This is a genomic window from Parabacteroides distasonis (assembly GCF_004793765.1).
Classification (GTDB): domain Bacteria; phylum Bacteroidota; class Bacteroidia; order Bacteroidales; family Tannerellaceae; genus Parabacteroides; species Parabacteroides distasonis_A.
Map to the genome: position 1 here is coordinate 26,852 of NZ_SRYM01000031.1, position 19,193 is coordinate 46,044.

Here is a 19,193-nt window from a genome sequence, read left to right on the forward strand (position 1 = left end):
ACGTAACGGATGTCTATACTTGCGTTTGATTATATATTTTGGAGTAACAAATTTTAGTAAATACCATACGAGAACATGATGACAAAGAGAGCGAAATGGGGAGTTTCAGCGGCTATCTTATTGATGATAACGGGAATGATCGCTTACCCTCAATTGAAAAACAAGTTCAAGGCATCCCAAGATGCCGCTTCAGTCGTACCCACACCGGGCACGAGCCAGCGAAACCAGACACTTAACATCAATGCCGAGGTATTGAAATACCAATCATTAACCGATAAGATCATGAGTACCGGAAGTACCCTTCCGGACGAAGAGGTGGATTTGGCTTTCGAGTCCTCCGGTAAGGTGGTAGCCATCTATTTCACGGAAGGTACCCACGTAAAGGCGGGCGATCTGTTGGCCAAAATCAATGACAAGCCGCTGCAAGCCCAGCTAAAGAAGCTGGAAGCCCAAGTCCCTTTGGCCAAGGACCGTGTCTATCGCCAACGTACCTTGCTGGAGAAAGACGCCGTCAGCCAAGAAGCCTACGAGCAAGTAGCCACCGAATACGAGAAACTAATGGCGGATATCGAGCTAGTCAAAGCGAATATCGCCCAGACAGAGCTTCGGGCTCCTTTCGACGGGATCATCGGACTTCGCTCCGTGAGTGAGGGCGCGTATGTTACCTCCTCCTCTTCCGTAATCGCGAAGTTGACCAAGATATCCCCGTTGAAAATCGAGTTCTCCATACCCGAGAGCTATGCGGCCGAGGTGCATGACGGAACCCCAATCCTATTCCGCATGGAGAAAGGCGGCATGATGCAGAACTATAAGGCGACCGTTTACGCCGTGGAAAGCAAGGTAGACATGACGACCCGCACCTTGAAGGTACGTGCCACTTACCCGAATCCGGGCGAGAATATCTTACCCGGCCGTTATACCTCCGTCGAGATCAGCAAGCGGGAGATCAAGGATGCCCTAGCCATCCCCAGCGAGGCCATTATCCCCGAGATGGGAAAAGACATCGTTTATTTATATAAGAACGGCGTAGCCGAGCCTCAAGAAATCACGATCGGTATACGAACCGAAAGCCGTGTACAGGTATTGCAAGGACTGAGCGTGGGCGATACGTTGATCACGTCCGGCGTGATGCAATTGCGTACCAGCATGAAAGTATCTATTGACAACTTGACTGAATAAGGAGAAGAACGATGGCAAATATTTCAGAAACCAGTATAAACCGGCCCGTACTCTCGACAGTGATGATGCTGGTCATCCTCCTGTTCGGCTTTATCGGTTACCGGTTCCTTGGCGTCCGGGAGTTCCCGAGCGTAGACCAGCCGATTATCTCGGTCAACGTATCTTATCCCGGAGCGAACGCCGACGTGATCATGAACCAGATCACCGAGCCGTTAGAACAGAATATCAACGGTATCCCGGGTATCCGTTCATTGAGTAGCGTGAGTAGCCAAGGCAGCAGCCGCATCACGGTAGAGTTCGAGTTGTCCGTGGATATGGAAACGGCGGCAAACGACGTACGTGACAAGGTATCTCGTGCCCAACGCTACCTTCCCCGCGACTGCGACCCACCTACGGTATCGAAAGCGGACGCCGACGCCTCCCCGATCATGCAGATCGCCATCCGAAGTAACAAACGCTCGTTGATGGAGTTGAGCGAGATCGCCGAGCTAACGGTGAAAGAGCGTTTGCAGACCATCGAGAACGTGAGTGGCGTGGATATCTGGGGACAAAAACGATATTCCATGCGCCTATGGCTGGACCCGATCAAGATGGCAGGTTACGGAGTGACCCCGATGGACGTGAAAAACGCTGTCGATAACGAGAACGTGGAGCTTCCCTCCGGTAGTATCGAGGGTAATACGATCTCCTTATCTATCCGTACCTTAGGATTGATGCATACCGCCAAGGAATTCAACGATTTAATTATCAAGGAAGACAATAACAACATCGTGCGCTTCAGCGATATCGGACGTGCGGAGGTAGCCCCCGAGGACTTGCGGAGTTTGCTGAAGAAGAACGGCGAGCCGATGGTTATGACCGTTATCATCCCCCAACCGGGAGCCAACCATATCGAGATCGCCGACGAGGCCTGCAAGCGTATCGAGCAATTACAAAAGGACTTGCCGGAGGACGTCACGATCGAGATGATGTATGACAACACCCGCTTTATCCGGGCCTCTATCGGTGAGGTACAACAGACGATCTACGAGGCTTTCCTCTTGGTCGTATTGATTATCTTCTTGTTCCTCCGCGACTGGCGGGTCACGCTGGTTCCTGTCGTCGTTATCCCCGTATCGTTGGTAGGCGCTTTCTTCGTGATGTATATCTCCGGATTCTCCATCAACGTATTGACGATGTTGGCGGTCGTGCTCTCGGTAGGCCTGGTGGTAGACGACGCGATCGTGGTGGCGGAGAATATATATGTGCGTATCGAGCAAGGTATGTCGCCGAAAGAGGCGGGTATCGAAGGATCGAAAGAGATCTTCTTCGCCGTGATATCTACCACGATCACCCTGATCTCCGTATTCTTGCCGATCGTTTTTATGGAAGGTATGACGGGGCGTTTGTTCAAGGAGTTCAGTATCGTGATCGCCGGTTCGGTCGCTATCTCCTCGTTCGTGGCCCTTACGTTCACACCGATGTTGGCTACCAAGCTATTGAAGAGGAGAGAGAAGAAAAACTGGTTCTATCGGAAGACCGAGCCGTTCTTCGAGGGATTGAACACGATCTACGCCAAGTCGTTGAACGCGTTCCTGAACCATAAGATATGGTCGATCCCTATCGTTATCCTTCTCTTCGGATCAATCGGGTACTTCTGGAAGAACATTCGTTCCGAGTTATCGCCTTTGGAGGACCGTTCCATGATCTCCGTGAATATGCGCGGGCCGGAAGGCGCCACCTTCGAGTTTATCCGCGACTATGCGGATCGTATCGAGCAAATAGCCGACTCCATCGCTCCCGAGAAGCAATCCATCATGACCCGCTCGTGGGAAGGAGGAGGTTCGATTAACCTCATATTAAGCGATATCAAGGAGCGGGAACGCTCGCAGATGGAGATCGCCGAGATCTTGTCGAAAGAGGTTCGCAAAGAGACCTTGGCCCGTGCCTTCGTACAGCAGCAATCCACCTTCGGCGGACGACGGGGCGGTATGCCTGTCCAATACGTATTACAGGCCCCGACCTTGGATAAACTGCAAGAGTTCCTGCCCACGTTTATGCAAAAGGTGAACGAGAGCCCGGTCTTCCAGATGGCGGACGTGAACTTGCGCTTCACCAAGCCGGAGGCACGTATCGAGATCGACCGGGATAAGGCGTCGCTATTGGGTGTCAGCACCCGGAACATCGCCCAGACCTTGCAATATGCGTTGAGCGGACAGCGTATGGGCTATTTCTATATGAATGGTAAGCAATACCAGATATTGGGCGAGATCAACCGCCAGCAACGAAATACCCCTGTCGATTTAAAATCGATCTATGTACGTAGCAACAATGGGGAAATGATCCAGTTGGATAACTTGGTTAAGGTTACGGAAAACGTAGCGCCGCCCCAATTGTACCGCTATAACCGTTTCGTATCGGCGACGGTTACCAGTGGATTGAATAAAGGATACACGATCGGCGATGGTCTGGACGAGATGGATCGTATCGCCTCGGAGGTGCTGGATGGTAGTTTCCGTACCGCCCTTTCCGGCGAGTCGAAAGAGTTCCGTGAGAGTTCTTCCAGTTTGATGTTCGCCATGATCTTGGCCTTATTGATGATTTATTTGGTATTGGCCGCCCAGTTCGAGAGTTTCAAAGACCCGTTGGTAGTGATGTTCACCGTACCTTTGGCTATCGCCGGCGCATTGATGTTCATGAGTTATTCGGGTATCACGATGAATATATTCAGCCAGATCGGTATCATTATGTTGATTGGTTTGGTGGCGAAGAACGGTATCTTGATCGTAGAGTTCGCCAATCAGCGGCAAGAGTCGGGATTTGGTTTGCCGGAAGCGATCCGATCGTCCGCGACCCAGCGTCTGCGCCCGATCTTGATGACCAGCGTATCGACCATCCTCGGTTTGGTACCGTTGGTATACGCTACTGGCGAGGGTGCCCAAGGGCGTATCGCCATGGGTGTAGCGGTAGTAGGCGGAATGTTGGTATCCACCTTCTTGACCTTGTTTATCGTACCGGCCATGTATTCGTTTATATCCACCGACCGGAAAAAGAACATTACTGAATAATAAATAAACACATGAATAAGTACCTATATACATTACTATTGGCCGTCTCCTCCCTCTTTATGGCGGAGGCGCAGCAACTATTCGACCTGAGACGGTGTATAGAGACTGGATTGCAACAGAACTACTCCATCCGTATCATTCGTAACGAGCAACAGATCAGCGACAATAACGCCACCCCGGGAAACGCCGGTTATCTGCCTACCGTAGATATGAGCGGCGGATTCAGCGGAAATATCAACAACAACCGTAACAGCCTGCAAGACGGATCGATCGAGAAGGCGAATGGTATAAACAGCGAGACGGGCAACATCGGACTAAACGTTAACTGGACGGTTTTCGACGGTTTTGGTATCCAAGCCGAATACGCACGCTTGAAAGAATTACAGCGAATGGGGGAATTGAACACCCGCATGACCATCGAGGATTTCGTAGCCAACCTTTCCAGCGAGTACTACAACCTGATCCGGCAGAAAATCCGCCTGCGTAACCTCCGTTCCACCTTGGATCTTTCCAAAGAGCGTTTACGGATCGTGGAAGAACGGTATTATATCGGTTCCATGTCCCGTCTGGACTTGCAACAGGCTCAAGTGGACTTCAACTCGGATAGCTCCAAGGTATTAAACCAATTGGAGGTCGTGCATACCTCCCGTATCCGCCTGAACGAGTTGATGGCATTAAACAATGTGGAGGAGGAAATCCAGATCAAGGACTCCTTGATCTACCCGAACCCGTTCCTCGACGAGGTAGATCTATGGAAGAATACCCTCGAAGCCAACGCCTCGCTCCTGATCGCCCAAAAGAACCAGACATTGTCCGAGCTTGATTATAAAAAGGTAAAAAGCCGCTATTATCCCTATGTCAAGCTGAACGCAGGCTACGGCTACACGGCGAACTGGACGGAAGTGGGCAATTACGACCTCCAACAACGGCTGGGGCTTAATTACGGCGTGACCATCGGTATGAGCCTCTTCGACGGTTTCAACCGGAAACGAGAGCAACGCAACGCCCGCATCCAAATCGAAAACAAACAATTGCGCATCCAAGAACTGGAACTTGCCCTGCGTGCGGATATGAGCAACTTCTGGATGGCCTATAAAAACAACCTCGACCTATGGAGCCTAGAAAAAGAGAATCTCGTAGCCGCCCAAGAGAACTATCGGATCGCAATCGACCGCTATAAACTCGGCGAGCTGTCCGGTATTGAATTGCGTGAGGCGCAAAACAGTCTGCTGGAAGCGGAAGAGCGTCTTTCCGTGGCGGAATACTCCACCAAGATCTGTGAGATCTCGCTGCTTCAATTAAGCGGGCAGATATTAACCTATATCCGCCCTGAACCGGAGAAAGCCAGTTTCTAAGATAAAGGCCAGTGCCACGCCTATGGCACGACTGTGGCACTGCGATGGCACGCTGGTGCCACCGTTATGGCACGGGTGTGCCATCCGCATGGCACAAGTCATTATAACCCCGTTTAATGACTAGAGGCTTATGCTAATTGCGTTTTTTTATGTAAGTTCGCGGTAAATGGCAAGGTCTCATTGCCCAATGACAAAAAGAAATGCAAATACTACCAAAGGTTAATACATTACGAAAAGGATCGCTCTTGTACCGCAGCATCCGTTACCGTAAAGGATTCGGAGTACATTCGCCTTTCGTTTTTAACCTCATCACGAAGGTCATCGAGGAAAAATGCTCCTATTATAGTTTCTATGATATAGAGCTTTTACGTAAGCAGTTATCATTCAGGGAAGGAGAGATCACCTATCCAGACCGGCAGAACAAAGGGAAACGAAAGACCCGTTCCATCAGCGAGATCGTAAAACGGGAATCCATCCGGCCCAAGCATGGCGCCTTATTATTCCGTTTGACAAACTATTTCAAGTCCAAGAATATCCTCCAGATAGGAACCACGATGGGGTTGTCTACCTTATATCTAACCTCCTATGCCACGGGATTGAGATGTATCGCCTTGGAAAATGTACCGGAATTCGCCACGATTGCCCGTCAAGCATTCGCTAAAGAGGGACGTAATCCCGTCGATTTGCGTATCGGTAATTATAAGGACTTGCTTCCCCAAGCCTTAAATGACATAAATAGCTTAGATTTTGTTTTTTTCAACACTTTATATGAACAACATAACAACCTCTGGCTGTTTAATGAATGTATGAAATACGCGCACAACGATACGGTATTCGTTTTTGAGGGAATCAAGGCGAGCCGTAAGATGCGTGAACTTTGGGAAGAGATCTGCGCATGTCCGGAAGTGACGGTCACCTTAGATCTTTACTCGCTAGGGATTGTCTTATTCAACAAGAAATTGCACAAACGAGATTATATTGTTTATTTTTAGGATTCAAAACAAGTCAGATATGAAGAAGAGTATGATCTATACCAGAACAGGCGATAAAGGAACCACTTCACTGGTAGGTGGACAACGCGTATCGAAAGCGCACGATCGGATCGAGAGCTATGGCACCGTAGATGAGCTGAACTCCTTTATCGGATTATTAATCACGGCCTTGAATGATGAGAAAGACACTGATTTCTTATCATTCATCCAGCATAAGCTATTCACGATCGGTTCTTACCTAGCCACGGATCAAGCGACCACGGAATTGAAGATCGAGAGCAAGATAACGCCCGAGAGCATCGAGCGTATCGAGCGGGAGATAGACCGCCTGGATAACGAGCTGCCCAAAATGCATGCGTTCATCCTACCGGGAGGATGCCGCTCGGCCGCCCTCGCACACGTTTGCCGGACCGTTTGCCGCCGTGCCGAGCGACAAATTTATCGCTTAGCCGAGAATTGCCCCGTTGAGGAGCCTGTATTGATATTTATGAACCGTTTATCGGATTATTTCTTCGTTCTGGCACGAAAAGAATGCATAAATAATAACGGTAAAGAAATTATTTGGGATTATACTTGCGTATAATAAATAAAGTCATATTTTCGCGGAAAAATAGAGAACCAAATCGCTCCGGCGATTATTAATACTTGACAGCTATGTATTGGACATTAGAGTTAGCTTCAAAATTGGAAGACGCACCCTGGCCTGCGACTAAGGATGAACTTATTGACTATGCACAACGTTCTGGTGCGCCATTAGAAGTGATTGAGAATTTGCAGGAAATGGAAGATGAAGGCGAGATTTACGAATGCATGGAAGACATCTGGCCGGATTATCCAAGTAAAGAAGACTTTTTCTTCAACGAGGAAGAATACTAGTTCAATTGAGAATTAAAAATTAAGAAATATAAAGAACGAGGTGGCGGACGATCGGGCTCCCCTGCCTCGTTGCTTTTTTGTGAAAATACAATTTATCCGGATTTGCTGCGTTTGTAGTTACAACGCGAAGTGAATGTTTAAATGAGAAGACGTCTTCTTTCGATCCTGATCCTTTTGTGTACCTGTGCGGGAATCGTACGGGCGCAATATGACGCACGCTTAAGTCAATATTTCATGGCGAAACCGTATTATAACCCGGCGGTGGCCGGAGCAACGGAGGATTTGAATATATTGGCTCTCGCTCGCATGGAGATGGTCGGAGTGCATGGGGCACCCATGTCGTTTTTCATTACGGCGGATATGCCACTCACTTTAGGCAAGACGAATCACGGTGTCGGATTGGTTGTATTTACCGAGGCGATCGGACTTTTCCAGAATACGCATGTAGGGGCGCAATACGCTTATAAGTATAAATTATTCGGGGGAGTCTTGAGCGGAGGTCTGCAAATCGGTTTAGTCAACCAATCGTTCGACGGAACCAAGGTGATAAAGGTTGAGTCCGAATACCATCAAGAGACCGATGCCGCCATTCCTGTAGAGCAGGTCAGCGGCATGGGGTTGGATATGAACTTCGGTATTTACTATACCCATAAACAGTTTTACGCCGGGTTTGGCATGACGCATATCACCCAACCGGAGCTTCAACTGGACGAGAACGCCTATACCTATATAGGTCGTTCACTTAATCTAATGGGTGGATACAATATTCAATTAAAGAATCCGTTGATAGAATTACAGCCCTCGGTGTTCTTGCTGACAGACATGCAAAGCTTTCACGCGGATATTACCGCTAGGCTGGAATATAATAAGATGTTTAATGGTGGTTTTTCCTATCGGGTGAATGAATCGGTGGGCATCATGTTCGGCGTAAAGCTAGGTCGTTTCCATGCGGGTTACGCCTTTGATTTCCCGACCACGGCGCTAGGCCGGGCAAGTAGCGGCAGCCACGAGCTATGTATCAAGTACGCCTTAAAGCTGAACAAGACGAAGACAGGAAAAAATAGACATAAAAGTGTACGTATATTATAGTATATGAAAAAAGTATTATTAGTACTTGTAACGGTAGCCTTGCTTACCTCCTCCTGCGGTAAATCTCTCCGGAGTGCCGGCGGTGAGGTGACAGGTGTCAGATCGGTAGCGTTCAATGAACCAGCGCCGTATGGAATGGTCTTGGTTAAAAGAGGTTCATTCGAGATGGGTCCCTCCGACAAGGATTCCTTGTGGGGAATCATGCCGGAGACAAAAGGGGTCTCTTTCGACGCGTTCTGGATGGATCAGACAGAGGTAACGAACGCCAAATATCGCCAGTTCGTTTATTGGGTGAGGGACTCTATTATCCGTGAACGCTTGGCGGATCCGGCTTATGGAGGCAACGATCTGTTCAAGATCACGGAAGACCGTTACGGGGAGCCTGTCACTCCGCATTTGGACTGGAACCGTCCGATTCCTTGGAGACGGGCGAACGAGGATGAGCAACGTGCGATAGAAAGTGTCTATTACACGAATCCCGTTACCGGAGAGAAAGGTTTGGACCCTAAACAAATGATCTATAAATACGAGTGGTACGACTATACCGCCGCCGCCCTCCGCAAGAATCAGTTGAACCCGGTGGACCGAGTTCGTAATACGGATATTCAGGTAGATCCGAACGAGGTAGTCATGATCTCCAAGGATACCGCTTACATCGATGATGAAGGACGTGTAATCAACGAAACGATCACCCGCCCGTTAAGCAGCGAATGGGATTTCTTGAATACCCGTATCGTCAATATCTACCCGGACGAGAATTGCTGGGTGAACGATTTCAAGAATGCGTACAACGAGCCATATACCCGTATGTATTTCTCTCATCCGGGTTACGATGATTATCCCGTAGTCGGTGTTTCTTGGGAACAAGCGACTGCCTTCTGCGTATGGCGCACGAATTTATACAAAGAGTCTTTGAGCTTACCTCCGGGGCAATTGGTAGAGCCGTTCCGCCTTCCGTCCGAGGGAGAATGGGAATATGCCGCCCGTACGGGTAAGAATGAGAATAAGTTCCCTTGGTCTACCGACGAGCTGCAAGACAGCAAAGGTTGTTTCTTGGGTAACTTCAAGCCGGGTAAAGGTAATTATACGGAGGATGGCCATTTGATTACGTCTCGTGTAGGCTCTTTTGCCCCGAATGAGTTCGGGTTATACGATATGGCAGGAAACGTGGCGGAATGGACTTCAACGTCCTACTCCGAGTCTGGCCCGAGCCAAATGAGCGACATGAATCCGGATCTGCGTTACAACGCCGCCAAGAACGATCCCTACGCCATGAAAAAGAAAGTAGTGCGAGGAGGTTCATGGAAAGATGTCTCACAATTTATCCGTTCGGACATGCGTACTTTCGAGTTTCAGAACGAGAGCCGTTCTTACATCGGTTTCCGTTGCGCACGTACCCAAATAGGATTCTCTCGCTCCAAAGGAAAGAAATAAGCGGGAATTATAAATTTAAATTTTTGAATCATTTAAGACAATAATACAACGATGGGAAAATATAGAAGATATAAAAACAGACTGGAGATGTTCCTATCCAGCGAAAGAGGAAAACGAGTATTGAACTTCCTGTATAGTTGGGGTGCGTCCATCGTAATCCTCGGTGCGTTGTTCAAGTTATTACATATACCATACGCTAACCAAATCCTGTTCGTGGCGATGATCACCGAGTCTATCGTATTCTTTATCTCGGCGTTCGAGCATCCGAACAAGGAATATCATTGGGAAGATGTTTTCCCTGTATTGAAATCAAAGAACCCGATGGATCGTCCGGATTTCACCGGTACGCCAATCTCAACCATGATCAATTCTACAGATAATGTAGAAGACGATGAGATAGCGGGAGGAATAAATATCGGTTCAGCAGCGTCTAAAGCGAACGCACAAAGAGGTGGTTCCTTGAATATCGCAGGTAATCTGGACGTGACGGAAGAAGATACCAAGAACTTATCCGAGAGCATCAAGAAATTAAGCGGAGCGGCCGAGCAAATCTCCAAAATGGCGGAATTGACGGAAGCTACCCAAAAATATCTGGAGCAATTATCTGGCATGTCTGAGAACATGGAGCGTTTCAGCCAAGTGACTCATTCACTTACGAACGTATCCGATACGCTGTTGAACTCTTATAAGAGTATCACGGATAATTCCGATGGCATCAGCCAGAACTCCCGTGGTTACGTACACCAGATGGAACAATTGAATCGTAATGTGTCCGGATTGAATACGATCTATGAGATCCAGTTGAAGAGCATCAGCTCGCAGATCGAGTCTATCGAGCATATCAACAGTGGTTTGAGCCGTATCCGTGAGATGTACGACGGATCGGTGGTAGATAGCTCCGTATTCCGTAACGAGACGGAAAAGATGACTCGCCAACTGGCCGAATTGAACCAAGTATACAGTCGTTTATTGCAAGCGATGACCGTGAATATGGGCTACCAACAACCGGCGCAGCCGCAACAACAACCTCAACAACCGATGTATCAGCAGCCACAACAGCCCGGTTACCAACAGCAATATCAGCAACCCTATGGTTACCAACAGCCACAACAGGCTCCGTATACAAACAACCCAATGAAGTAAAGAAATATGGCAGGAATATCAAATAATCCCAATTCTCCCCGTCAGCGGATGATCAACCTGATGTATCTGGTGTTCATCGCCATGATGGCACTGAATGTGTCGTCGGAGGTGCTGGATGGTTTTGAGTTGGTGGAAGGTAGCTTGCGAACCTCTATCGATAACTCCTCCCGCCGAAACAAGATCGTAGCGGACGAGATGGAAGCTTATTACCAAGAGAATCCCCAGAAAGTGGGTGAGTGGGCATTGAAGGCCCGTGAGGTGAAAAGAGCCTCAGATAGCCTCTATACGTATATACAAGATTTAAAGATCCGTATCGCTAAGGTAGCTGATGGCGAGAATGCCAACGTAAACAGCATCGAGCATAAGGATGATTTGGAAGCCGCCTCCCGTGTAATGCTCTCTCCTGTAAGCGGAGAAGGTAAAAAGCTGAGAGCGGAAATTGATAAGTATCGTATCTGGATGGGCGGCTTTATCGAAGATTCGGCGAAGACTGCCGTATTGGAGGCGAACCTAAGTACCACTCCCCCTCATAAAGCGGGTATCAATACCCGTACTTGGGAAGAGGCCTTGTTCGAGAATATGCCGGTAGCGGCGGCTGTTACCCTGTTAACAAAAATGCAAAGTGACGTTCGCTACGCCGAAGGTGAGGTCTTATCGAACTTATTGAATAGCGTAGACGTTGGCGATTACCGTGTGAACCAGATCACGGCGCAGGTAATTCCAGAAAGCCAGATCGTTATGCGAGGAAGCCAGTACAAGGCGAATATCGTATTATCGGCGGTAGACTCCACGAAACGTCCTACGATCTATGTAAACGGAAAGGAATTACCTTACGAGAATAAAGGAGTCTTCACGGTAAATACCGGAGCTGCCGGGACATTCCCTGTCAAAGGTTATATTGAGATGCCGAATAGCGACGGCAGTGTCATGCGCCGGGATTTCGAGAGCGAGTATTTCGTGACCGAGCCGACAGCTACCGTGGCACCGACACTGATGAACGTATTATATGCCGGTATCGCCAACCCGATGCGTATCGCCGTGCCGGGTGTACCGAGCGGTAACGTAACAGCTACCATGACGAACGGCACATTAACCCGCAGCAAGGATGGTTGGGAAGCCCGCCCGTCCAAAGTAGGGACGGAAGCCGTGATCACGGTAAACGCCCGTATGGCGGATGGCCGGAACATAGAGATGGCAAAGACTACCTTCCGCGTGCGTGCCCTCCCCGATCCCCTGCCCTATATCGAGTATAAGGATCAAAACGGTAACGTCCGTAAGTTTAAGGGAGGTATGATCGCCAAACGTAGCTTGGTAGAGGCTGACGGTATTCTGGCCGCTATCGACGATGATTTGCTAAATGTAAAATATACGGTATTACGTTTTGAGCTGACTTTCTTCGACTCCATGGGTAACGCTATCCCGGAAGTGGCCGAAGGAACCAACTTCTCGCAACGTCAGAAAAACTATATCCGCAATCTAAGTAAGGGTAAACGTTTTTATATCACCCGTGTAGTCGCAAAAGGTCCGGACGGTATCGAACGTACCATACCGACTATCGAAGTAATCGTAAATTAAGATTCGCTGTATGAAACATCTGTATTACATAGCCGCTTTGGCCGCCACTTTTTTAACAACGATGCCTCTTCACGCACAAGAAGAAGTTGAGAACGAAGCTACGCAGCAACAACAAATGCGCCGCCGCTCGCCTCAAGCCAGCCGTGGGGAAAGAAACGATAAGAAAGATACCGGTTTACCCGAACTGACCGTACGGGCCCAAGATATGAACGAGCGTTTGACGCAAGAGATCGGGAACGCTCGCTGGATGCGTATTATCTACCGGCAGGTGGACTTGATGAAAGAGCAGAACGCTCCGCTTTATTACCCGACCCGCCCGATGAACGGACAGATGAATCTTTTCTCCGTAATCTTCCAGCTTTTAGGAGAGAACAAGATCAAGGCCTATGAGTATCTGGACGGATACGAGGAGTTTGACGAAGCCCATTTGATCAACTTCAAGGATTTGCTGGATCGCTTCTACATCCTTTATGAGGAGATGCCGGGAAGAGCGGGTGAGGAACCGACTTTCGTAATCAATGAGAGCGATATACCGGCAGCCGACATACGGTCTTATTATGTAAAAGAAGCATGGTATTTCGACCAGAATAATTCCGCTTTTGATGTCAAGATATTGGCGATTTGCCCGATCCTTACCTCTACAGGTGATATGGGAGAGACAACCATGCCTATGTTCTGGCTGCCTTACGAGAACATACGTCCGTATATCAGTAATTCATACATCATGACGTCTAATATGAATAACGCCATGACTTTCACGATGGACGACTATTTCCGTCGCCGTATGTTCGAGGGAGATATCATCAAGACCCAAAACTTAATGAATCTGCCATTGCAGGCGTATTGCCCGACACCGGATTCCTTAAAGAACGAGCAAGCTCGTATCGAAAGCCAATTGACGGGCTTTGAGAAGTCACTCTGGTATCAACCGGATACGACTCAAGTAGCGGTAGACAGCAAAGCCGCGAAGAAAGCAGCTAAGAGAAGTGCCCGGAAAGACAAAGGCTCTACCAAAGAGACCGCTCCCGAGAAAGCCGCTAAAGTAAAAGCGCCGAAAGCAGAGAAATCCGCCCCTGTGCGCAGTGTACGACGCAGAAGATAAAAAGAAGCACATATGCCTGGCATAGAGTAAAAATATGATAGCTAAGAGAGCCTCGCCTCTGCCTTGCCATAGATGAGGCTCTCTTACATATTTCTACTTAGAACCTACCCATGTCCATTTATGCCAAATACCTTCCAACGGTCCATGTTTATGTCTTTCTGCCCACCATTTACAAAAGCGTATTTGCAAGAAGAAAAAGGCGATACCGATGAACATACTGACCGTATAACCGCAGTAAGGAGCCAAATTCAAGCCGATCGGGAAATAGATCAACGCACCGAAAAAGGATTGCGACACGTAATTCGTCAAACTCATCTTCCCATACGAGCGCAAGACGGAAGTGAAACGCCTAAAACCCTCCCATTGGTACAGTAACACGAAAGAGGCGACCAATACAAACGTGAAAGCGAATTTCTGCCACATATCAAGTGCCACTGCCACGGTCTGACATACCAAAGCGTTATCTGCCCTATCTTGTAACAATACCCCCAATTGGAACAAAGGGCAGAAAGCAATCGAGGCGATAATTAGAGTCTTTATCCAAAAACGGGAATTCTCCTCCGAGGGGATAAATAATTTCTTGCGCCCGATCAACATGCCCAGCATAAACAACCCACAGGTCTGTACATACCGGCCGGCACCAACGGCCCAGAGCAAACTAGCCTTTTGCCCCAACGTCACGTTCTGCCAGATGAAGTTCCAGAGGTCGCCCCGTTTGGTATGTTCTGCCATCTCAGCGTACATCGCCCCAACCCCTAAATCGGGAAGTTGGTGACCCGGATTAAACAAACTAGCGATGTAATGATACCACTCCACCGGCTGCAATAAAAAGATAATAGCCGTTATCAAGACAGCCTTATCGCTCCATTTACGCACGATAAACAAAACAACACCTACGATCGCATACAGCAACAGCACATCGCCTGCCGGATAGAAAGCGGCGTTCAGCGTAGCAAAGAGCGTCAGTAACAACATCCGCCAAAGAAAACGGTAACCGAAGTCCTTCCCCTTCGCCTGCTGGTTCGAATACTGTATATAAAAGGTAAAGCCGAATAACAATGCGAAGATGGAATACGATTTACCGGCGAACAAGCCAAATACCACCGTAAATACACCCTCATTCAATACGTTCAGCCATCCCGGAAGCGTAGCCGGGTCCGGATAGACCGGATAGATAAAATGTTCCACATGATGCACCAATAAGATGGCCAAGACAGCGAATCCACGTAGCGCATCCACCACCTCTACACGAGGCGGCTTAGAGATTGTTATTTGTTGCATACTATTATTTGCTATTTGTTGTTTCTGTTAACCATGCTACCTTTTGATTGGACTCATGCGGTTGACCGATGATATCCGCATAAAGTTCCGGACGACGGGCATTTCGGTAACGATATCCTCCAGCCTGTCTCAATTTCTCAGGGATAGCCGTAGCGATCACGAAATCATCCCCCAGCTTACGGCATTCCGCCACGATATCGCCGAAAGGATCCAAAATCATCGAGCAACCGTTCTTGATCTCATTATAATCACGCCCGATCGGATTGGAGAATACCACATATACCGCATTGTCGTACGCCCTAGCGGGAAGCCATTTCATAAGCCAAGCACGTCCCTTCAGGCCATCGAACTCCTGTCGCAAGGAAGTCGGATCGTTTGCCCGGTTCTCCCACAACACAGGATCTATCAAACCAGCCCCGGGGCGAGGGGAAGGGGTACACATTGTCACGTGAGGCATGAAAATGATATCCGCCCCTAATAAGGCCGTGGCCCGGACATTCTCTATGATATTATTATCATAGCAAATCAATATGCCACATTTCCATCCCTTGATCTCAAGAACCACATATTGATCGCCCGGCAAGATATTCGGATTAATAAACGGATGTAGCTTGCGGTACTTTGCTTTCAAGCCATTGCTATCTGCGCAAACTTGCGCTTTATAGATACGATCCCCATCCCGCTCAAAGAATCCGGCCAGCAACGTGACACCAAACTCTTTGGCGATGGCGATCAAGGCTTGCGTACTCTCCCCCGTAGGGATCGGTTCGGCAATAGCCAACAATTCCTTGCGAGACAAGTCCTTGGCAAACGTATATCCACAAACCGAGCATTCGTGAAAAGCCACTACATCCGCTCCCTCTACCGACGCTTTCCGGCACATCTCCCGGATGACAGAAAGATTATACCCCTTATCGTTATCCCGTGTCTCGAACTGCACGGTGGCGATTTTCAATGGTTCCATGATATTTTGATTTAATTGGCTTATATATTTTTCGACTAGGTTCACAAAGATAACAATAATATACTACTTTTGCGGGATAACTTTTTCTACCGATCATGAATATCAGACAAACACGACAAGAAGATCTGGCCGAGGTAATGGCTATGTACGATTATGCACGCCGGTTCATGCAAGAACATGGCAACGGCAATCAATGGATCAATGGATATCCTTCCGAGGAATTGATCTCCAACGAGATCAAGGCCAGCCATAGTTTCGTATGCGAAAATGAGCAGGGCGAGTTAGTGGGGACCTTTTGTTACATCGAGGGAATTGACCCTACTTACCTAAAGATCTATGAAGGCGAATGGCTGAACGATGAGCCTTATGCCGTGATCCATCGCATGGCCTCCAACGGCAAGCAGAAAGGAATCTCCTCCGCATGCCTGGAATGGGCATTCGCACATTGCGATAATATCCGTATCGACACGCACCGGGATAATATCGTCATGCAGAACCTATTGAAAAAGCATGGCTTCAAGCGATGCGGTATCATTTACATAGCGAATGGTACGGAACGCATCGCTTTCCACAAAATAGTAAACCCAACAAATAAAGAATCATGAAGCATCCTATTGACCTAGAGCATTGGAACCGGAAAGAACATTTCCTGTTTTTCGATGCTATGGATGACCCTTTCTTCGGGCTGACCACCCAGATAGACGTGACCTCTATTTATAAAGAGGCGAAAGCGGATCATGCCTCTTTTTTCCTCTACTCCTTACATAAGATTATGACAGCCGTTAATGAGGTGGAAGAGTTCCGGTACCGGATCATCGAGAACATCCCTGTCTGCTTCGACCGAATCCACGTGGGCACAACGATCGGGCGGGAAGACGGAACATTCGGCTTCGGCTTCATCGAATATACCCCGGACAGACAGCTGTTCCTTCAAAATGCGCAGAAAGAGATCGAGCGAGTGCAAGCTCTCACCGGCCTTTGCAAAGATAGGGAATCTGACCGGCAAGACCTAATCCGTTTCTCCTCGGTACCATGGATCGCCTTCACGGAGATGAAACATGCTTCCTCTTTCCGTACAGGTGATTCTGCTACCCGAATTTCCACCGGAAAACTGATCGAGCAGAACGGGCATCGGATGCTCCCTATCTCCGTAACGGCTCATCATGGCTTGATGGACGGCAGGCATGTGTCGATCCTCCTAGACCGTATAGCGGATAAAGACTAAATAATATACATGAAGCAGTACTCTCATAAGGAGTACTACAGTACCTCGTAGGGAGTACCTCAGTACTTCAAAGGCAGTACTGTAGTACTGCCTTTGAAGTACTGAGGCTTGCCAAGGAGTGGACGAACCGAAACAACCGTATGAACCGGACAGCACATACGGCCGGTCATGGCAGGTTATTTGCGCATCGGCCAAAAACGCCTTGTCAAATATCTACGGAACGGCTCGTCGTATAGCTTCAAGCTAACGTAAGCCAATACTATACTTCCGATAACCAATGCCAACGCTTCCGGCCATGCTTCCGCAAATGTCAGATTCTCCTTCTTCACCCACCCGTAATACAAGTATATAAGCGGGTAATGTACCATATATAAAGGATAAGAGACATCTCCCAAGAATTTACAAATACGGGCGGAATGCTTATCGGTTGTTTTCCCGGAAGCCCCCAGATAAACAAGCATAGGGAATATTAGGATCGCACATACAGAATCATAGATACCATTCATCCATAAAGCCTCACTGCCACCGACATAGGGCATGGAAAGTAAAACAACGATCGCCAAACTACAGATCCAAAAGGCTCCTTTGACATGAATGGGCTTAAAAACACGTGACATTAACAATCCCATAGAGAAAGAAAATAACACTCGTAAAAAGCCACCGATCAGGTTGTACTCTTCCATCGTCCATCCCACACCCAGGTGCCCCGCACCGGAAAAATTGAATATAGCGAACGAAGCCAATCCGATTCCCGCCAAGGCAATAAGTGCCGTAAGCGCCTTGGTCGACATCCGACGAATAAACAAAGCGTACATAATATTCCCGATATACTCAAAGAACAAAGACCAACTAGGGCCATTCAAAGGAAACATCTCACCATTCCCACGGATCTCAGGCCCGGTACCCGGTACAGCCGGTATCAAAAAAAGATTGATAAGCAAAGCTAGCATCACCATGGATATAGAGACCTGCGTACCATCCCACTTCTCACACCCTTGCATATAAAACGCGATAACTCCCAAAACAGCCCCTAGGATAACCATCGGATGCAAACGGATCAATCGACGTTTGATAAAATCCTTTGTCGTCATGGTTTTCCACCGGTCGTCATAAGCATATCCAATCACGAACCCAGACAGGATAAAGAAGAAATCAACGGCTAAATAACCGTGATTAAATTGTTGATCGATAGGACTCGTCGCAAATGCCTCGAATACATGATAAAATATAACCATTAGAGCGGCGACACCTCTCAATCCATCAAGAAGGTCGTAATGTGGTTTCGTGTCCGCGAATGCGGCCGCCGAGATTTTTGAGTTAGACATTTATTGTTTAAGCTTATATTTGATATTACTATTACTTCTAATTTCCACAAAAATACAAAAAGGAGCCATCTTTCACGTTATTAAGCAGTTCTTTTTTTCATTAAAAACCTCCAAACTTGTGAATAATATCAAATCCAGCCTGTTCTAAACATGAATCCGATTCTTGAGGGAAAAAACATTCCCTATGCCACAGCAAAGTTCAAGTATTTTAGCCTTCTTATTTTTCAGTAGTCATTTTTTGTAGAATCGCAAATCAGATAAAAAGGTATTTAATCCATCATATATATATTTAGCTCACCAACCTTGTAATTCACATTCATCTACGCTCTCGTAAATTTCATGTTTATTATATACCAAACTTCTTTCTATTCTATTTCGTGCCCAAATAGTTCCCCAATATACCAACAAACCAATCAATTACTAGAAAAAGAAAAAGGACAAACTCAAAATAATTTGAATTTGTCCTTTTCAGTACCCAGAGCCGGTACAAACCATAGAAATCATAGGAAAACAAAAGAACTTATTCACCTTATTATCAATAACTTGCATATTTCTTATTTTCTCCATTTTTGCCATATTTTGCCCATTTTCTGTTATTCAGTACAC

16 protein-coding genes are annotated in these 19,193 nt (G+C 47.7%); 13 read left to right on the forward strand and 3 right to left on the reverse strand.

Annotated elements, in window-relative coordinates; all coding sequences use genetic code 11:
• Positions 1-78: 78 nt before the first annotated feature.
• The 11 genes from E5342_RS11420 (at position 79) to gldN (ending at position 13,792) form a co-directional block, all read left to right on the forward strand.
• Positions 79-1,179, forward strand: a complete 1,101-nt coding sequence (locus tag E5342_RS11420; protein WP_168354479.1) for an efflux RND transporter periplasmic adaptor subunit — start codon at positions 79-81, stop codon at positions 1,177-1,179.
• Between the two features lie 11 nt (positions 1,180-1,190).
• Complete coding sequence (locus E5342_RS11425; RefSeq protein WP_121735384.1) at positions 1,191-4,226, forward strand: efflux RND transporter permease subunit; 3,036 nt, start codon at positions 1,191-1,193, stop codon at positions 4,224-4,226.
• A gap of 11 nt (positions 4,227-4,237) precedes the next feature.
• Positions 4,238-5,581, forward strand: a complete 1,344-nt coding sequence (locus E5342_RS11430) for a TolC family protein (protein ID WP_121735383.1) — start codon at positions 4,238-4,240, stop codon at positions 5,579-5,581.
• 200 nt (positions 5,582-5,781) lie between these two features.
• Entirely contained in the window at positions 5,782-6,573 is a 792-nt protein-coding gene (locus tag E5342_RS11435) for an O-methyltransferase (RefSeq protein WP_121735382.1), read from the forward strand.
• Positions 6,574-6,592: 19 nt separating this feature from the next.
• Positions 6,593-7,156: a cob(I)yrinic acid a,c-diamide adenosyltransferase gene (locus E5342_RS11440; RefSeq protein WP_121735381.1), complete on the forward strand. Its 564-nt coding sequence runs from the start codon at positions 6,593-6,595 to the stop codon at positions 7,154-7,156.
• Between the two features lie 71 nt (positions 7,157-7,227).
• Entirely contained in the window at positions 7,228-7,449 is a 222-nt protein-coding gene (locus E5342_RS11445; protein WP_005633363.1) for a DUF2795 domain-containing protein, read from the forward strand.
• Between the two features lie 141 nt (positions 7,450-7,590).
• Positions 7,591-8,538 carry a PorP/SprF family type IX secretion system membrane protein gene (locus tag E5342_RS11450; RefSeq protein ID WP_121735380.1) on the forward strand — a complete coding sequence of 316 codons (948 nt, stop codon included), beginning with the start codon at positions 7,591-7,593 and terminating at the stop codon, positions 8,536-8,538.
• A gap of 3 nt (positions 8,539-8,541) precedes the next feature.
• A complete protein-coding gene (locus E5342_RS11455; RefSeq protein WP_121735379.1) occupies positions 8,542-9,972 on the forward strand; it encodes an SUMF1/EgtB/PvdO family nonheme iron enzyme in 1,431 nt (476 codons plus the stop codon).
• A 51-nt stretch (positions 9,973-10,023) separates the two neighbouring features.
• Positions 10,024-11,115: a gliding motility protein GldL gene (gene gldL, locus E5342_RS11460; protein ID WP_246867101.1), complete on the forward strand. Its 1,092-nt coding sequence runs from the start codon at positions 10,024-10,026 to the stop codon at positions 11,113-11,115.
• Positions 11,116-11,121: 6 nt separating this feature from the next.
• Complete coding sequence (gene gldM, locus E5342_RS11465) at positions 11,122-12,690, forward strand: gliding motility protein GldM (protein ID WP_135959405.1); 1,569 nt, start codon at positions 11,122-11,124, stop codon at positions 12,688-12,690.
• Positions 12,691-12,700: 10 nt separating this feature from the next.
• On the forward strand, positions 12,701-13,792 hold the full coding sequence (gldN, locus tag E5342_RS11470; protein WP_121735376.1) for a gliding motility protein GldN: 1,092 nt from the start codon (positions 12,701-12,703) through the stop codon (positions 13,790-13,792).
• A 93-nt stretch (positions 13,793-13,885) separates the two neighbouring features.
• On the opposite strand, the gene E5342_RS11475 is transcribed toward gldN, so the two are convergent.
• Positions 13,886-15,073 carry a DUF418 domain-containing protein gene (locus E5342_RS11475; protein ID WP_121735375.1) on the reverse strand — a complete coding sequence of 396 codons (1,188 nt, stop codon included), beginning with the start codon at positions 15,071-15,073 and terminating at the stop codon, positions 13,886-13,888.
• A 4-nt stretch (positions 15,074-15,077) separates the two neighbouring features.
• Complete coding sequence (locus E5342_RS11480) at positions 15,078-16,037, reverse strand: nitrilase family protein (RefSeq protein ID WP_135959406.1); 960 nt, start codon at positions 16,035-16,037, stop codon at positions 15,078-15,080.
• A gap of 95 nt (positions 16,038-16,132) precedes the next feature.
• On the opposite strand from E5342_RS11480, the gene E5342_RS11485 reads away from it, so the two are divergent.
• Positions 16,133-16,642 (forward strand): GNAT family N-acetyltransferase, encoded by a 510-nt coding sequence (locus tag E5342_RS11485; RefSeq protein ID WP_121735373.1) that lies wholly within the window; start codon positions 16,133-16,135, stop codon positions 16,640-16,642.
• Positions 16,639-17,262, forward strand: a complete 624-nt coding sequence (locus E5342_RS11490) for a chloramphenicol acetyltransferase (RefSeq protein ID WP_135959407.1) — start codon at positions 16,639-16,641, stop codon at positions 17,260-17,262. The genes E5342_RS11485 and E5342_RS11490 overlap by 4 nt, the downstream gene beginning before the upstream one ends.
• A 176-nt stretch (positions 17,263-17,438) precedes the next feature.
• Here the strand turns inward: E5342_RS11490 and E5342_RS11495 are convergent, their stop codons facing one another.
• Positions 17,439-18,587, reverse strand: a complete 1,149-nt coding sequence (locus tag E5342_RS11495; protein ID WP_135959408.1) for an acyltransferase family protein — start codon at positions 18,585-18,587, stop codon at positions 17,439-17,441.
• Positions 18,588-19,193 lie beyond the last annotated feature (606 nt).

What these genes read in the sequence shown, in the direction of transcription:
- E5342_RS11475 (WP_121735375.1), bottom strand. Translation starts at nt 15,073, where the DNA reads ATGCAACAAATAACAATCTCTAAGCCGCCTCGTGTAGAGGTGGTGGAT.
- E5342_RS11430 (WP_121735383.1), top strand. Translation starts at nt 4,238, where the DNA reads ATGAATAAGTACCTATATACATTACTATTGGCCGTCTCCTCCCTCTTT.
- E5342_RS11495 (WP_135959408.1), bottom strand. Translation starts at nt 18,587, where the DNA reads ATGTCTAACTCAAAAATCTCGGCGGCCGCATTCGCGGACACGAAACCA.
- E5342_RS11485 (WP_121735373.1), top strand. Translation starts at nt 16,133, where the DNA reads ATGAATATCAGACAAACACGACAAGAAGATCTGGCCGAGGTAATGGCT.
- E5342_RS11420 (WP_168354479.1), top strand. Translation starts at nt 79, where the DNA reads ATGACAAAGAGAGCGAAATGGGGAGTTTCAGCGGCTATCTTATTGATG.
- gldN (WP_121735376.1), top strand. Translation starts at nt 12,701, where the DNA reads ATGAAACATCTGTATTACATAGCCGCTTTGGCCGCCACTTTTTTAACA.
- E5342_RS11435 (WP_121735382.1), top strand. Translation starts at nt 5,782, where the DNA reads ATGCAAATACTACCAAAGGTTAATACATTACGAAAAGGATCGCTCTTG.
- E5342_RS11425 (WP_121735384.1), top strand. Translation starts at nt 1,191, where the DNA reads ATGGCAAATATTTCAGAAACCAGTATAAACCGGCCCGTACTCTCGACA.
- gldM (WP_135959405.1), top strand. Translation starts at nt 11,122, where the DNA reads ATGGCAGGAATATCAAATAATCCCAATTCTCCCCGTCAGCGGATGATC.
- E5342_RS11450 (WP_121735380.1), top strand. Translation starts at nt 7,591, where the DNA reads ATGAGAAGACGTCTTCTTTCGATCCTGATCCTTTTGTGTACCTGTGCG.
- E5342_RS11490 (WP_135959407.1), top strand. Translation starts at nt 16,639, where the DNA reads ATGAAGCATCCTATTGACCTAGAGCATTGGAACCGGAAAGAACATTTC.
- gldL (WP_246867101.1), top strand. Translation starts at nt 10,024, where the DNA reads ATGGGAAAATATAGAAGATATAAAAACAGACTGGAGATGTTCCTATCC.
- E5342_RS11480 (WP_135959406.1), bottom strand. Translation starts at nt 16,037, where the DNA reads ATGGAACCATTGAAAATCGCCACCGTGCAGTTCGAGACACGGGATAAC.
- E5342_RS11445 (WP_005633363.1), top strand. Translation starts at nt 7,228, where the DNA reads ATGTATTGGACATTAGAGTTAGCTTCAAAATTGGAAGACGCACCCTGG.
- E5342_RS11455 (WP_121735379.1), top strand. Translation starts at nt 8,542, where the DNA reads ATGAAAAAAGTATTATTAGTACTTGTAACGGTAGCCTTGCTTACCTCC.
- E5342_RS11440 (WP_121735381.1), top strand. Translation starts at nt 6,593, where the DNA reads ATGAAGAAGAGTATGATCTATACCAGAACAGGCGATAAAGGAACCACT.